A 15,461-nucleotide genomic window follows, 5' to 3' on the forward strand; every position below is an offset into this window, starting at 1 on the left:
CTTCCGGCTGGCCTTCCCGCTCGGGACGCTCGAAAGCCAACGGCATGAAGGTCCTCGGATACAAACTCAGGCGGCCGGCATGACAGCGCTCTGACGCTGGCGTGACGGCTGCCTCGGCGCTGGCCCGGGCGCAGGCGTTACGGGACGGACGTTGTATTCAAATCCGCCCGTTTTCTGTTGCACTGACAAAAACAGCTGGGTGGCGTCCCCTTTCCGTTTTATAAGCAGCCTCAAGACGGCCGTTTTCGAGCGCTTACGTTCTTCGCTAACCGATGCGCACGATGTCGCCCGGGACGACGAGGTCCGGGTCCTGCCCCGTTGCGCCTGGCGTGTACGGATTGCCATCCAGCGCAGCCCAATCGAACTGATTGTTCATGGCGGGCAGCTTGTCGAGCGCTGCAGCCGTGCGTGCATCGGATGCGGGGCCAGGGGCGCCCAGTAGCTTGGCCGCATCGGCGGCGCTCAGTTGCCACAGCGTGTCGCCGGGGCCGACGATCGCGTATTGCGGTGATTTCGCCGCGCTGACCGATGGCAGCGCAGGCGGCGCACTTGCGCGCAGCACGTCACCGCTCACGCCTTGCATGTCCGGCAGAGGGATCGTCGCGAGGGGCGGGTTGTCCGGGTCCTGCCCGTTCGGATTGACGTTGCCGTTGGCCTGCAATTGCGCGACGGCCGGCTTGGCGGCCTGGTTGGGCGCAAAGAGCTCGATACCGAAACGTGTCACGGCCGCCACCCCGAGGATCACGCCACCAGGCAGCGCGGCATTGCTAGGCAAGCGCTGGCCCACCTTGGGCATCAGGTCGCCCGCCAGGCGCAGTGCCCCGGCCCCGAATGCCAGGTCCAGCGCCGCCTTGGTGGCGCCCATGGCAGGGCTGTTGGTGTGCATGAGGGCATCGTTCATCGCCAGCGGCACCGAGCCCACCGTGTACAGCGACATCGTGAACGCCTGTGCACGGTTCAGCCACGGGCTCGTGTTGGTCGCCTTATCGTTGAACGTGGCGCCAAGGCGGCCGGCAAAGTTGCGGCTCGACAGCGCGAGGTTGGCGCTCAGGAACAGCGCATTGCTCCAGAACGATGGCGTGTTCAGGTGCGCTCCATGGGTCGCAAACCAGTACGCGGTGTTGCCGTTGTTGAGCGCGAGCGTGAGCAGTTGCAGCGTGTCGTTGGCACGCCCCACGGGGCTCTTGGGGGAGAGCAGCTTGCCCGGTGCGCCCTTGAGCGCCTGCAACGCCTGCACATCAGGGTCGTCCTTGGCTTTGGGGTCGTCTGCCTTGGCCAAGGCGGCGGTGAGCGCATCCGGATTGTCCTGGAAGCGTTGAACGGCATCGGCGATGGTCTGCCGGTCGCCCTTGGTCACGCCCCAGCGGCGCCCATGGTCGGACAGGTTGGTCTTGAGCCATGTCAGCGCTGAACCCGAATCTTTCGTGCCCAGCTTGCCGACCTGCGCGTTGATGGCGCGCGTCTTGTTGGCGCGCAGCGCCGCGATACTGCCGCGATACATGAACGACAGCGGGCTGGTGACCGATGGGTCGAAGACCGCCGACGTGGCGTGCGTGCCGGTGAGCGTGGCGGAGCTGGCCGCCGTCGAGAACGCCCCCGTGAGCGAGCCCGCAAAAATCCAGCGGATCCACGGCTTGCGCTTGGGTTCGCCGGCGCTGTCGGGCGCGGTGGGCGGGGTACCGTCGCCGCCGTCGGCGTTGCCCTTGGCGTGGACGGGCGGTGCGGCCGTGTCGGGCTCGGTGCCCCTCGGGCCGTCGGGGGCGGGGCCTTTCGGTCCACTTGGTCCATTGGGGGCGCTTGCACTGGAGGCGGGTGGTGGCGTGCCGGGCTTCTTGCCTGCCGCCAGGTTGATCATCTGCACGACGGTCTGATAGGCGTTGCTGTCCTGCCCGCCCACCGTGGCGGTGGCCTGCCCCGTGGCGCCATCCACGGCACCGGCGTTGGCGGTGGCTTGCAGCGCATCCATGTGCTGTTGGTGGGTGGTCAGCAGATCCGTGCGGCCAGCGGCTTCCAGCACCGAAGCCGCCAGGCCGTGCGCGCCCCAGTTGGCGTTCGACGCGCTCACGTAGTGGTCCGCGGGCACCACGGAACGCGGGTCCACCACCGAGCCGTCGGGCAGCGTCACCAGCGGCGCGGTACGGCGCGTATTGCCCATGCCGGCTTCGTGCCCGCGCGAGCCCACGCCGATGGTGGTCACGCCATCGCGCTTCCAACCGGCAACGGCCACCTCATCCAGCGGCACCGTCTGGTCGGTGACGTCGTTACCGTTCTGGTCGACGTAGCGGTTTTCTGCGTTGCGGCCGTGCACGTTGATCGACACGACGGTATCCGGTGGCACTCCATTTGTGCCGTCGAGCAGGTCCTGCGCCAGCGCACGTGCCTGTTCACCGTGCTGGGCATCGAAGGGGACGATGCTGTAGTCATTGACGGCGGCACCGCGCGCCTGCAGGGCGGCGTCGAGCGCCGGCACGGCGTCATGCGGGACCACGTAGACGATGCTCTTGCCCGCGGCCTGCATGTCGTGCCCGAACACGGCGGCGCCGGCAATGCCATCGGTATCCACCGCGCCGTGTGCGTTGCGTGCGCCGGCCAGCACCAGGATGCGGTTGCTGTCTTGCAGCGCGGCAGCGGCCTGGTCGATGCCCAACGGGTTTTCAATGCGGGCCGCGTTGCCGGTGAACAGTGCCTGAACCGCATTGGTGATGGGGCTCGGCTCAAGGCGGGGGTTCGATGGGATCACGCTGTCCAGCGTCTTGCCGGGGCCAAACCGGCGCACGCGTTGCACCGGCACATCGGGCAGTTCCATCAGGTTCTGGGCGGATTCGCTGACCGGCCCAGTCTTGCCGGAGGTGACGACATACGGGTCGCTCGAATACGCCGCGCTGGGCACATGCCATTCCTGCTGGCCGATGGCGTCGAGCACCGCCTTGGCCTGGTACTGCATCGGGTCGACCACCGGAATATCCATGCCGCGCTTCTGTAGCGAGGTCACCAGGAAATCCTTCATGGCCGGGTAGTGCGTGCAGCACAGCCACAGCGACGTGGTGTCCGGGTCCAGCTCCGACACGTACAGGTCGGACGCCGCCTGCAGTTCCTTCTTCACCTCTGGATCGTCGCTCTTGTGCTTGAGCTCGTTGACGAAATCCGCAAACTTGTGGGCCGCTACGGCTTGCGGGTTGATCTGACCATCGGTTAGTTCAGCCACCTTGCTCTGGTAGGCGCCGCTCTTGACGGTGCCCGCCGTGGCGATGACGGCCGGACGGTCGCCGCCGTGCTGGACGATGGCGCGCGAGGTGACGTCAATCAAATCGATGACGGGCACATCCACGTTGTCCAGCGCCTTGGGGAAGGCCGTGCACGCGGTGTTGCATGCCATGGCCACCATGGCGGCCTTCAGGCGCTGTGCGGTCTGCAGGCCGTTGCCGACCAGGCGGATAAGTGTGTCGGGGCTCTTGGGGCCGTAGGGCGCATTGGCGTGGTCCACCACGATGGCCACGGGCAGGTCTTCACCGGTTTGCGCCTTGATGGTCGCCAGCATGTTCTTGGCGGCGATCAGCCCGCCGTTGCTGGAATCGAAGGCGGCAAACGTGAAAGGCTCGGTGGGCGTGGCTTCGTCGAAGGTCTTGTCGGTGGGCATGTGGTTCATGGCCTCGCGCAGCAGCACGAGCATGCCCTGGTGCACCTGCGAGGGGAAACCGTCGACGCTGGCTTCGCTCTTGCGGCTCACACCGTCTACCGCCCCGGCATCCACCGATGCTTTGATGGCGGCGTGCAGCTCTTCCGGCGTGGTCATGAGGTCCATGCGGCCCATCCGGTGCAGCATGTTGGCCAGGATGGCCTGTGCGCCAAAGTTGGAGTTCCACGCGGTCACGGGGTGGTCTACCGGCACGGTCGACGCAAAATCGATCGTGGTGTCATCTGCCAGTTTGACCGGCGGGATGTTGCTGCGCAGGCTGCCCATGCCGGCCTCGTTGCCGCCGTCGCCCACTCCCACCGTGATGACCCCTTTGCGCTTGTTGGCCTCCAGGATGATCTGGTCCTTCGGGGCGTTTACTTCCGCCACTGAAATGCCGCGCATGTTGAGGTAATCGCCGTCGGCATTGCGTGCAGGCAGTTCAATGGCAACCACTGCATCCGGCTGCAGCCGGTCGAGCAGCGCGTTGGCGGCGTCGCGTGCGGGCTGGCCGCGCTTGGCGTCGAACGGCTCGAGCTTGACGAGATGCCCGCCATTGAAGCTCGCCAGCACCGATTGCACCACCGGCATGTTGGCCGAGTCGGTGGCGATGGTCATGTCGCGGCCGGTCAGCGCGAGCTTGGCCGCCAGTTCGGCCGTGCCGACCGGGCCGTCAGTCTCGGGCAGGGCGCGGCCCGAGACCGGATCCCGCCCCACGGTGAAGCCCGTCACCAGCAGAATGCGATTGGCGGGTTGCAGTGCGGCGGCAGCATCTTCCGTGCCGCCCTTGACGAAGAATTTGCGGATGCCCCGATCAACGAACAGTGCTTGGATGCGGTCCACCGGCGACATGATGCGATCGGCCGTGCGCCCGAACACCGACGACTTGCCGCGATAGAGCTGCATGCGCTGGCGCCAGCTCATGCGTACCGGGTCTTTGACGTTGGCGGTGTCATGCGCGAACTCGGCCTTGCTCAGGATGAGCTGCCGCTGCTCATCGCTCATCTTCGCCAGCGCTTTAGCCAGGCTCCGCACGCCCACGCCGTGCGGGTGGTGGCCATTGGTGCTGCCGCTGGTGCGGTAGTTTTCTGCGTCGAGCAGCAGGTCAGCATGTTGCGACAGCGCGGTCTGCGTGTCGGCGTCGAGCGCCTTTTGCGTGTCGGTGAAGTTGGTCAGCGTGACTTCGGGGTTGGCGAGATCGTCCAGTGCGCCCGGCAGTGGGCGTGAGGGACGGGTAGGCCCCGTGTTGGTCGGGGTGCCTTCGTCACCGGTCTTGCCGGATGAGGTGCTTGGGTCTGCCTCGGGCTTGGTGGTGCCCGTGTCGTTGGTGGGCTCGTTGGTTGGCTTGGTTGTGGGGTCGATGGGGTCGGTGGTGTCCGTGCCGGTTTTTCCCGTTTTTCCGGTGCTGCCGGGTTCGGTGGTCTTGCCACCGGTTTCCAGGATCACCGGGTCGGTGGTCGGATCGGTGGTGGGGCGTCCGGCACTGGCTGGGTCGTTGGCCGCCACGGTGGTGGGCTCGGAGACCATCTCCGTGGGCTTGTAGCGGTCGGCGTTGTTTTTGAGCGCGCTCAGCAGGCCGTTGCGTGCGGTGCCGTTGGATAGGCCAACGCGCTCCAGCATGTGCGTCGCCCCGATCTGCCCCAGCCCCAGGCCGAGGAACATGATGGATTCGGCCTTCTGTTCGCCCGACATGCGGTCGCCATACATCAGCAGGTCCTTGACCTGCGCGCCGGTCATGACCACGCCGCCAGTCCCTGCCACCAGATCCGAAGCCGATCGCGTGAGCGTGAACATCTTTGAGGCAGCAGCGGCTTCCGACACGGCCGACAGGCCCTTGCCCGCCAGGCTGTATTCGCCTGCGGCAGAGGTCACGATGGCGAGCCAGTCGTTGAAGGCTTCCGGGTTGGTGGGCGACCACGAGCGGCCGTGGTCGGCCAGCGTGTTGAGGTGGTCGATCGACTCGCCCACGATCCAGCCCGTGCCTGCTGCAACCATGAAGCCACCCACCACCGCCAGCGTGCCACCCGAGCCGACGGACAGCAGCACGCCGCCCACCGCTGTGGCCACGCCGGCCACCACGTCCACCACGTGGCGCACTTCCTGCCCAAATGTGGTGACGTGCGCGCTAAAGTGGTCGACATCCGGAATGCCCTTGCCGTCCACCGACACCGATCCGGCAAGGTTCTTCGGCACGTAGATCGTGCCGCCATCGGACAGCGCATTGTTGTGGCGGTAGTCGTCCAGGTCTTTGTAGTCCCAGCCGCGGTCGTCAATGTAGTGCGTCTTGCCATCCTTGCCGGTCACCTCGAACAGGGCGGTGGGCATGACGCCCGCGCTCTTGTCGACGTACGCAATGGGAATGGCCTTGACAGTCGGGTTGTCCCCGGCGACGTCGTGGATCTCCTTGCTCACCTCGTCGATGACCTTGGTGCTGTTGCCGTTGGTAAACCATGCCGCGCTGGTGTTGCCGCTGTTTTGCGCGCCGGCATTGTCGGCCTGGATCATCAGCGCGCCACCGATGTAGTTCTTGAGCTGCGTGTCGGCATTCGGGCCGTTGAAGGAGACAGCCTTGTCGCTATAGAGCGGCGTGTCCTTGCCGAAGGTGGCCTTGGACATCTGCCCGAAGATGTTTTTCAGCCCCGTGTTCTGGTCGGACTGGAAGGTGTTGTAGTCCGTCTCTGCCTGCTTCTGCTGGACCTTTTCGTTGCCGCGGTCGAAGGCGCGTTGCAGCATGTCGACGTTGGGCAGGTCCTTGCCGTGCTGCTGGATCAGCGCGTTGGTGACGGTGGCGCCGTTGCCATCGCCCACGGCGTTCTGCACCGGCACCCACGACGGCATGCTGCCCCCCGAGCCAGAGGTCTGCATGCTGTAGAGGAACGACTTGGCATTGGAATTGGTGGTCAGCCAGTTGGCCACCTGCTGGGCGTGGTCGGTGCTCGGCTGATCGCTGGCAAAGCGCGGCGAATCCGCCACGGCGGCGGTCAGGCTCAGGCCGCCGTAAAAGTCCGAGCCGTTGGGCATGAGCCCCGACGTGTCGGCGCCGGCATTGCTCTGGAACCAGTGCTTGTTGTCGTTGAAGCGGCCTTCCACGGTGGCGAGCAGGTTGCTGGCCACCTCGGGCGGCGCCACCTTGGCGATCTCCTTCATCCATTTGCCCACCGCGTCGTACTTGACCGTGTTGTCGGCCATCTTGCGGTTGGCGTCGGGGTCGTCCGGGTTGTACTTGTAGACCTGCGTGAGGTCGGTGATCTGCTTGTTGAAGTAGTCGCTGTGTGCGCCAAAGTACGGCTCACCCGCCACCTGGAACAGGTTGTCGCGCGCTTCCGTATCAACGCCGGACACCGACACGTCGTTCATGTTGGTCGACAGGATCTTCAGCGCGCCCTGCGCATCGCCTGCCTTCATCTTGGCCGCGACCTGGTCCTTGGTGTAGTTCACGCGCACGTCGTAGCTGGCCGCGCCGATCTGCTCGTAGATCTGCTCGGCGTTCTTTTCGTTGGCATACGGCCGTGCAAGCTGCACGCACGCAAACTGCACCGGGTCATTCGTGGCAAGCGCCTTGTCCTGTGCCGAGAGCGTGGGGTCGTTCGGGTTGATGTGGTTGATCTGGTACTGGATGGCATCGCTCGTGGCGATGTTCTTGGCAAACGCGAGGCTGCCGTCATCCCAGTCGGGGTGGGCGCTGGCGAGCGCATTGACGGCGTCGTTGGCGGCTTTCAGGTTGTCGCCCGTTCCAAACTGTTCATAGCCGGCCAGCTCGTTGCCGATGGCGGTCTTGAAGGTTTGGATGGCCTTGTCCAGATCCGCTTGGGCGGCGCTGACGGATGCCCCCTTGTCTTCCGCAGCGATGCGACTAGTGACTTTGACGCTCTGCGCTTGCTGCAGCTTGTCCTGCGCGTCGAGCACGCCGTCGCGGGCTTCGGAAGCGGCACGCTGGCTCGGGTCTTGCTTCTCCACCGCGTCTTTGGCGTCGTCGACGATCTTGTCGAGCCACTGTGCGTTCGGGTCGCGCTTCTTGATGGCGTTGGCGGCGTTTTCAACGGCTTGCTTTTCGTCGCCGGGAGCGGCCTGGTCGGCCTGCAGGCGCAGTTCGTTCTGCACCGTGTTGATCACGTTGGACAGCGGCTGGTCGAGCTTGGCCTTGGCCGCGTCGGAGTCGTCGCCGTTATTGATGTAGTTGTTGACCGCGCCGTTGGCCGTCTGGATGGCTGCGTCGGTCTTGGTCTGGGCGTTGGCCGCAGCCTGCTGCTGGGCGGGCGTCGGCTGGGGCTTGGGGGGCGGCGGACGGTAGTAGACGATGCGGCCGTTGATCTCGTCGATGGCGGGCATAGCGTTCTCCAGCGGCGCCCCATGCGGGGTGAGCCTGATTGAAAGCGATCCGCTGATACAGGCATTCTGGACGCCGGACACAGGCGCAGCTATTGGCGAAACACGTAGTGCGGCACGGCAATGTTGGTGCGGGCGTTGTAGAAACTACGAGGCGCCGTGGCAGGTTGGTTCGTCATCGGTAAAAACCGGTGCGGTATGACGCAACTGCGGAGTCAACCGCTGGGGCGATTGCGTTGCGTTGCAGTACGAACGCCCGCAACCGGGTGGCAGCGCCGTCGAAAACAAAACGAGGGGCAGGGCATGAACTTACGTTTTCTGGAAACCTTTGTATGGGTCGCGCGTTTGCGCAGCTTCCGCCTGACGGCGGACAAGCTGTTCACCACGCAGGCGTCCATCTCGGCGCGCATTGCCGCGTTGGAAGAAGAGCTGGGCGTACGGCTGTTCGACCGCGATACGCGCGGTGTGCAGCTCACGCCCGATGGCCACAAGGTACTGGAATACGCCGACCGCATGGTGAGCACACTGCACCAGTTGCAGGCCGCCGTGGCACAACGACCGGGCTTTGAGGGGCGCGTGCGGGTGGGGGCGATGGACAGCGTCATCCACACGTGGCTGTCTCCGCTGATTGCGCGCACGGCCGAGATGTTTCCCGCGCTGGAAATTGAACTGGTGGCCGACAGCGCCATGCACCTGGTTGAGCAACTGCAGAAGGGCGCACTCGACATCGCCTTCCAGACGGACGTGCTGCGCGCGGAAAGCGTGCGCAATGTGCAGCTTGCGCAATACCCCATCCACTGGGTGGTGGCCGCCAATTCGCGGTTGGCGCATCCCTATGCCAGCCTGCAGGAGCTGGCGCGCGAACGGCTCATCACCTTCGTGCGCAACTCGCGGCCGCATCAGGACATGCTGAATCTGCTGCACCTGCACGGCATCGAATCGCCACGTGTGAACTGCGTCAACTCGGTTGCAGCGATGACGCGTCTGGTGGGGGACGGCTTTGGCGTGGGGGCATTGCCCACCGTGCTGGTGCGCGACCGCATTGAAAGCGGCGCGTTGACCGTGCTGGAGATCGAGCCTGCGTTGCCGACGTTGCCCATCATTGCTTCCTGGCGTGCGGGGGCCGGATTGGAAGTGCACGAGGCCATCGTCGGCCTGGCGCGGACGATGGCGCGCGAGTTCTGCCTGTCGGTGGGGCCACGCTATGCGGTTGCAGAAGAGGTGGAGCGCAGCAGCGTGGCGGCCTAGACTAGTCTCAGCAACTGTCGTGGCAATCACCTTTTCCTATCGCCGGTCATCCGAAACTTTCGTTGGACCGTGTTTCATCACGCTTTCACAATGGCCCGCACGATCAACCTTGTGGACGAGCTTGCATGAAATCGGCAGTGGAGACGGCCCGCGCAGAACACACGCTGGAGCAACCGGCACCCCCCCAGGCCTACACACGCGGCGCCAGCGTAGCCTACGCAAATCCGTATTCGGCTCGGCTGGCAGCGCGTTCGGGCGTATTGCGCGGCCACACCAGCGGCCTATGCGACGGCTATGTGCAAGCCAACATTGTGATGCTGCGCGACACCTGGGCCAATGAGTTCTTGCGCTTCTGCCAGCTCAACCCGAAACCGTGTCCGCTGCTGGACGTGACCGAACCCGGCGTGCCGGTGTTTCGCCACCTCGGTCAGGAAGTGGACGTGCGGCGCGACGTGCCGCGCTACCGCGTCTACCGCAACGGCGAGCTGGCCAATGAACCCACCGATGTGGAAGCACTCTGGACCGACGACATGGTTGCTTTCGCTATCGGCTGTTCGTTTTCGTTCGAGCATGCATTGATGGAAGCCGGCGTGCCGCTGCGCCATATCGCCCTGTCGCGCAACGTGGCGATGTACCGCACGTCGATCGAGACGGTGGGCACATCACGCCTGGCGGGCAAGCTGGTGGTGTCGATGCGGCCGATGTCGGTGCCTGACGCCATTCGCGCCATTGAGATCACCTCGCGCATGCCGCGGGCGCACGGCGCGCCGGTGCACTTTGGGGACCCGGCGGCCATCGGCATTGCCGACCTCGCGCAGCCCGACTGGGGCGATGCCGTGCCTGTGCAGGCGGGCGAAGTGCCGGTGTTCTGGGCGTGCGGGGTGACGCCGCAATCCGTTGTGCAGCAGGCGCGGCCCGAGTTGTGTATCACGCATGCGCCGGGGCACATGCTGATCACCGATCTGCGTACCGCAGCGCTGAGTTGAGACGTCAGCCAACGAGACGACGGACGGGTAGGGGTTCTTACCGGCGCACGCAGAGGCGCCGGCCTATACAAGCATCGAGACAGCATCAATCAAAGGAGGAAGCACCATGACAACCGAAGCAACGGTTGCGCGAGCGCCCACCGAGGCGGACAGCGCAGCTTCACCTGCCGCTGGGTCAGGCGGCCTGTTCCGCTGGTATCGCGAAATCTCGTCGCAGGAGCGCCGCACGTTCTGGAGCTGCAAAGTCGGCTACGCGCTCGACGCGATGGACACGCAGATCCTGAGCTTCGTCATCCCCACGCTGATCGGCATCTGGGGCTTGTCCAAGGCGGACGCGGGCCTCATTGGTACGTGCACGCTGCTGGCATCTGCTGCGGGTGGCTGGGTGGCCGGCATTCTGTCGGACCGTATTGGCCGCGTGCGCGCGCTGCAGATCACCATCCTGTGGTTTGCGGTCTTCACCTTTCTATGCGGCCTCGCGCAGAACTACGAGCAGCTGCTGATTGCCCGCACGCTGATGGGCTTCGGCTTTGGCGGCGAATGGACGGCTGGCGCCGTGCTGATCGGCGAGGCCATCCGCGCGCAGGATCGCGGCAAGGCCGTGGGCATGGTGCAGGCCGGCTGGGCGATCGGCTGGGGCGCATCGGCGTTGCTCTATGCCTGGTTCTTTACCGTGCTGCCGCCTGAGACGGCCTGGCGCGCGCTGTTCCTGGTGGGCATCGTGCCGGCGGTGTTTGTGTTCTTTCTGCGCCGGCTGGTGAAAGAGCCGGAAGTCTTTCAAGAGGCCAAGACACGGCAATCGGCCAACGGCAGTACAAGCTTCTTCGCCATCTTCTCGCCCAAGCTGCTGAGCACCACGCTGCGTGCGGCGCTGTTGACGACGGGCGCACAGGGCGGCTACTACGCCATCACCACGTGGCTGCCGACTTTTCTCAAAACCGAACGCCACCTCACGGTGCTGGGCACCGGCGGTTATCTGGCGGTGGTGATCATCGGCTCGTACATCGGCTACCTCACCAGCGCCGTGTTGACCGACCGCCTGGGCCGCAAGCGCAACTTCATTCTGTTTGCGGTGGGGTCGATGGTGGTGGCGCTGGCCTACACGCACCTGGAGGTGACCGATAGCCTGATGCTGCTGCTGGGTCTGCCGCTGGGGTTCTTTGCCTCGGGCATCTTCGCGGGCATGGGCGCGTTTCTGACGGAGCTGTTCCCCACAGAGGTGCGTGGTTCGGGCCAGGGCTTTTGCTACAACGTCGGCCGGGCGGTCGGTGCGTGCTTTCCGTTCCTGATCGGGCAGGTGAGCGCGCATTCTTCCCTGGGCCATGCCATCGGCCTCTTTGCGGCGGGCGCTTACGGCATCTTGATCTTGGCGGCACTGACGCTGCCGGAAACACGCGGCCGGCAGCTCGCATCGATTTAACGTCTGTGCTCCCCCCATGAGCGCACGGTGCGCGGCGTTTGGAAGACGCCGCGCTTTTTTCTTTCTGTTGCGCGTGGGCGGATAGAAAAACGATCGATCGCGCCGCCTAGAAGATGGAGCGGCCCGTTAGCGTGGTCAGCCACTCCAGCGCCTGCAAGCCCGCCAGCGAGTTGCCGCTGATATCCAGCCCCGGCGACCACACGCACACACCAAACTCCCCCGGCAACACGGCAACGATGCCTCCGCCCACGCCGCTCTTGGCCGGCAGGCCGACGCGGTAGACGAAATCGCCTGCGGCATCATAGGTGCCGCAGGTCAGCATTAGCGCAGACAGGCGCTTGGCGGGGCTGGTATCGACGATGCGCTCGCTGCTCCAGGGCACCACACCGCCGTTGGCGAGAAAGAGCACGGCGCGCGCCAGGTCGGTGGAGTCCATCTCGATGGCGCACTGGCGGCAGTACGCGTCGATCACTGTTTCCACGGGCATTTGCAGATTGCCGAAGCTCTTCATGAAGTGCGCCATGGCGCGGTTGCGGTCGGCATGGGCCAGTTCCGACTCCGCCACGCGCCGCTCATAGTCGATGCGTGGGTTATTGACCAGCCGCCGCATGAACTGCACCAGAGCCGTTTCCGCCTGCACGAAGCGCCGGCACAGCACGTCGGTCACCACCAGCGCCCCTGCGTTGATGAACGGGTTGCGCGGGATGCCGTTTTCGTATTCCAGCTGCACCAGCGAGTTGAACGCATTGCCGGAGGGTTCACGGCCGACGCGTTTCCAGAGCGCCTCGCCCTCCAGTTGGAAGGCCAGCGTGCAGGCAAACAGCTTGGAGATGCTCTGGATGGAGAACGGCACATCGGCCTTGCCCACGCGATACACCTCGCCGCTGAGCGTGACGATGGCCATGCCGAAATCGGAAGCGCTCGCGCCGGCCAGTTCGGGGATGTAGTCGGCAACGCGCCCCTGGCCGAGCCACGGCTGAATGTCGCGGTGGATGGTGTCCAGAATGGCTTGGTAGTCCATGCGGGGAGATCGAGCAGCAAGGTTGGGGCGAGGATTCTACACGCGCGTCTCGCGTGTCGGCAGGCTTGGCGAGTGCGGTGCGCAATCACGCGCTATCACGTTTGTTTTTTATCGATCGTTAATCTTTGCGTGGCCATGCAGCGCATGACGTGCATGTATGCGCACGCATTGCAGCGTGATTAGCTCGCGTTAAATCAGAATTCAATAACTTTCAGACGCTGCGTAACGGAACGCTTACCTGTTGAACACGCGCTTCCACTAGGATGCGCTCCATCATCCATCGGCAATGTATCGATGGGGAGGTGCCGGGGGGATTCCGGCCGAAGACAATGGGTGTTCCAGTTGATCACGAAGTTGTCGGCCCGGCCGGTGTATGAGCCGCTAACAAAACTGCCCTGGCTAGGCGTGCCGACGCAGACAGTACTGGAGTACGGCAAGGAGGCGTAACGACGCCAGGGCGGTTTTGTTAGCGGCTCTAAATCGCATAGCACGATGGGAGCGGGCCCATGAGTTTCACTTCTACCGGAAACGGCAAAGCGCCGTCCGGAACTTCATTTTTGTCGACCCTATCCGGCGGACTGCCAGCGGGTGCCAGCACGCTTGTGGATGCCGCGAGCATGCTGGGCAATGTGCCCGGTGCCGGGTTGATTGGTGGTGCAGCACGCGCGGCGCAACTGGCGCAGACGGGCATGTCGCTGCTCGGGCGCTCGCCTGCGTCCATTGCCGACGCCATCAACGGCATGCCGGGCGCCAAGTCGCGCCTGACGCAAGACAGCCGCTTCGTGCGCATGGAGTCGCCACTCGGGCCCGACGCGCTGCTCGTCAACGCGCTGGTGGTGGACGAGTACGTCAGCCGCCTGCCGGAAATCCATCTCGACCTGTTGTCACACCAGAGTGATATCGAGATCGACAAGATCGTCGGGCAGCAGGTGTCGGTGTCGCTGGAACCCAAGTCGACGGGGGGCGTATTCAGCCAGCTGGCGGCGGGGCCGGAGATTGGCCAGCGCTACTTTCAGGGCTACGTTGCATCGTTCGGGCGCGTCGGGCACCCCGGCTCGGTCACGCGCTACGAGATGACGGTGGTGCCATGGTTCTGGTTTCTCACGCGCTCGACAGACTGCCGCATCTTTCAGAACAAAACGGCGGAAGACATCCTCTCCGAGATCTTTGTCGAACTGGGCTTCCATGACTTCGAGTTCAACCTGAAGTCGGAGCAGGCGCCGCTTGAATACGTCGTCATGTACCGGGAGTCCTACTACAACTTCTGCGCCCGGCTGATGGAGCAGGAGGGCATGTTCTGGACGCACCGCTATGAGAAAGACCGGCACGTGCTCGTCATCGGGGACACCAACGACCTGTTCAAGGCGCTGACGCCTGTCGATACGATTCCGTACTACGGCGCCAGCGCCGCCAGCGAGCGCAACGGCATTGACCGGTGGGACGAGGCGTTCAACTTTCGCGTGGGCAAGATCACCTATCGGGACTTCAACTACGACACGCCATCGTCGCCGCTGATGCACGTGGAAGTGCCGACCACGCTGAAGAACCCGAACATTGGCGGCACCGAGCGCTACGAATACCACTCGCTGTATGACCACAGCGACGATGGCCGCCGCTACGCGCGCTACGCCATGGAGGCCGAAGAGGCGCAAGCGCACCGCTTCAAGGGCGCTGGCTTTGTGCAGGCCATGACGACGGCCGGGCGCTTCCGGCTGACCAATCATCCCGTCTCCGCATACGACGACAAGGCTTTTGTGCTGCTGCACGTGCGCCACCACGCCGTGAACGACTACACGAGCCAGGGCGCCGAGCAGCCGTACCGCAACAGTTTTACGTGCCTGCCCGTGGATGTGCCGTTCCGCCCCGAGCGCCGCACGCCCAAGCCCTACATGTATGGCACGCAGGCGGCGGTGGTGGTCGGCCCCAAGGGCGAGGAAATCCATACTGACGGCAGCCGCGTCAAGGTGCATTTCTTCTGGGACCGTCGCGGCAAGATGGACGGCTCGGATTCCATCTGGGTGCGCGTGTCGCAGCCGTGGGCCGGCGCGGGCTGGGGTGGCGCGGCCATCCCCCGGATCGGGCAAGAGGTGATCGTCGCCTTCAACGAGGGCGACCCCGACAACCCGGTGATTGTCGGCCGCGTGTTCAACGGCGAGGCGGCCAACCCGTACCACGGCGACAGCGGCCAGACCATGGGCATCCGCAGCCAGACGCACAAGGGCGGTGGCTCCAACGAGCTGCGCTTCTCTGATGTGAACGGCGCGCAAGAAGTGTTCATGCATGCGCAGAAAGACATGAACACCGTGGTGGAGGATGCGCAGAGCACGCATGTGGTCAAGGGTGATCGGACGATTCTGGTGTCGACGGGGAACCATGCGACGGAGGTGTCCACCGGCAACCTGAGCGAGGCCGTCAAGGGCGACCACACTACGCTGGTTACCCAGGGCCATCACAAGACGCAGATCGACACCGGCAACATGGAAACGACCGTGAGCACCGGCGACAAGACGCTCACCGTGTCGAAGGGCAACTACGACACGACGGTGTCGGTGGGCGACTTGACGGACACGGTCACGCAGGGCAACACCACGCAGAAGTCGCCAGCCGGTGTGCACACGATCGAGGCCAAGGAACTGTGGATCAAGGTGGGCGGTGCAGGCGGTACGTCGATCCACATGACGGCCGATGCCATCGAGCTGCACAAGGGCTCGTCCACGATCCGGCTGGATGCGGCCGAGATCAAGATCCAGGCACCCAACACCCATATCAACCCGGATAACGGCTGAC

6 protein-coding genes are annotated in these 15,461 nt (G+C 64.7%); 4 read left to right on the forward strand and 2 right to left on the reverse strand.

All coding sequences use genetic code 11. The features are described 5' to 3' along the window. Window positions 1–265 precede the first annotated feature (265 nt). Window positions 266–8,002: a glutamate cyclase domain-containing protein gene (locus ACN9M1_RS18825; RefSeq protein ID WP_426400077.1), complete on the reverse strand. Its 7,737-nt coding sequence runs from the start codon at window positions 8,000–8,002 to the stop codon at window positions 266–268. Window positions 8,003–8,302: 300 nt separating this feature from the next. Here ACN9M1_RS18825 and ACN9M1_RS18830 point away from each other — a divergent pair, with 300 nt between their 5' ends. From ACN9M1_RS18830 to ACN9M1_RS18840, 3 genes are all read left to right on the forward strand, one after another. Continuing rightward, window positions 8,303–9,247, forward strand: a complete 945-nt coding sequence (locus ACN9M1_RS18830; RefSeq protein ID WP_426400078.1) for a LysR family transcriptional regulator — start codon at window positions 8,303–8,305, stop codon at window positions 9,245–9,247. Window positions 9,248–9,372: 125 nt separating this feature from the next. Continuing rightward, window positions 9,373–10,233: a putative hydro-lyase gene (locus ACN9M1_RS18835; RefSeq protein ID WP_426400079.1), complete on the forward strand. Its 861-nt coding sequence runs from the start codon at window positions 9,373–9,375 to the stop codon at window positions 10,231–10,233. A gap of 106 nt (window positions 10,234–10,339) precedes the next feature. Beyond that, window positions 10,340–11,653, forward strand: coding sequence for an MFS transporter (locus ACN9M1_RS18840; protein WP_426400080.1), 1,314 nt, complete (start codon window positions 10,340–10,342; stop codon window positions 11,651–11,653). Between the two features lie 106 nt (window positions 11,654–11,759). Here ACN9M1_RS18840 and ACN9M1_RS18845 read toward each other — a convergent pair whose 3' ends face one another. Further along, window positions 11,760–12,674 carry a glutaminase gene (locus ACN9M1_RS18845; protein WP_426400081.1) on the reverse strand — a complete coding sequence of 305 codons (915 nt, stop codon included), beginning with the start codon at window positions 12,672–12,674 and terminating at the stop codon, window positions 11,760–11,762. A gap of 506 nt (window positions 12,675–13,180) precedes the next feature. On the opposite strand from ACN9M1_RS18845, the gene ACN9M1_RS18850 reads away from it, so the two are divergent. Further along, window positions 13,181–15,460, forward strand: a complete 2,280-nt coding sequence (locus tag ACN9M1_RS18850) for a type VI secretion system Vgr family protein (protein ID WP_426400082.1) — start codon at window positions 13,181–13,183, stop codon at window positions 15,458–15,460. Window position 15,461: the final 1 nt, after the last annotated feature.

Origin of the sequence: Ralstonia sp. R-29 (assembly GCF_049913345.1) — a bacterium.
Taxonomy (GTDB): Bacteria; Pseudomonadota; Gammaproteobacteria; order Burkholderiales; family Burkholderiaceae; genus Ralstonia.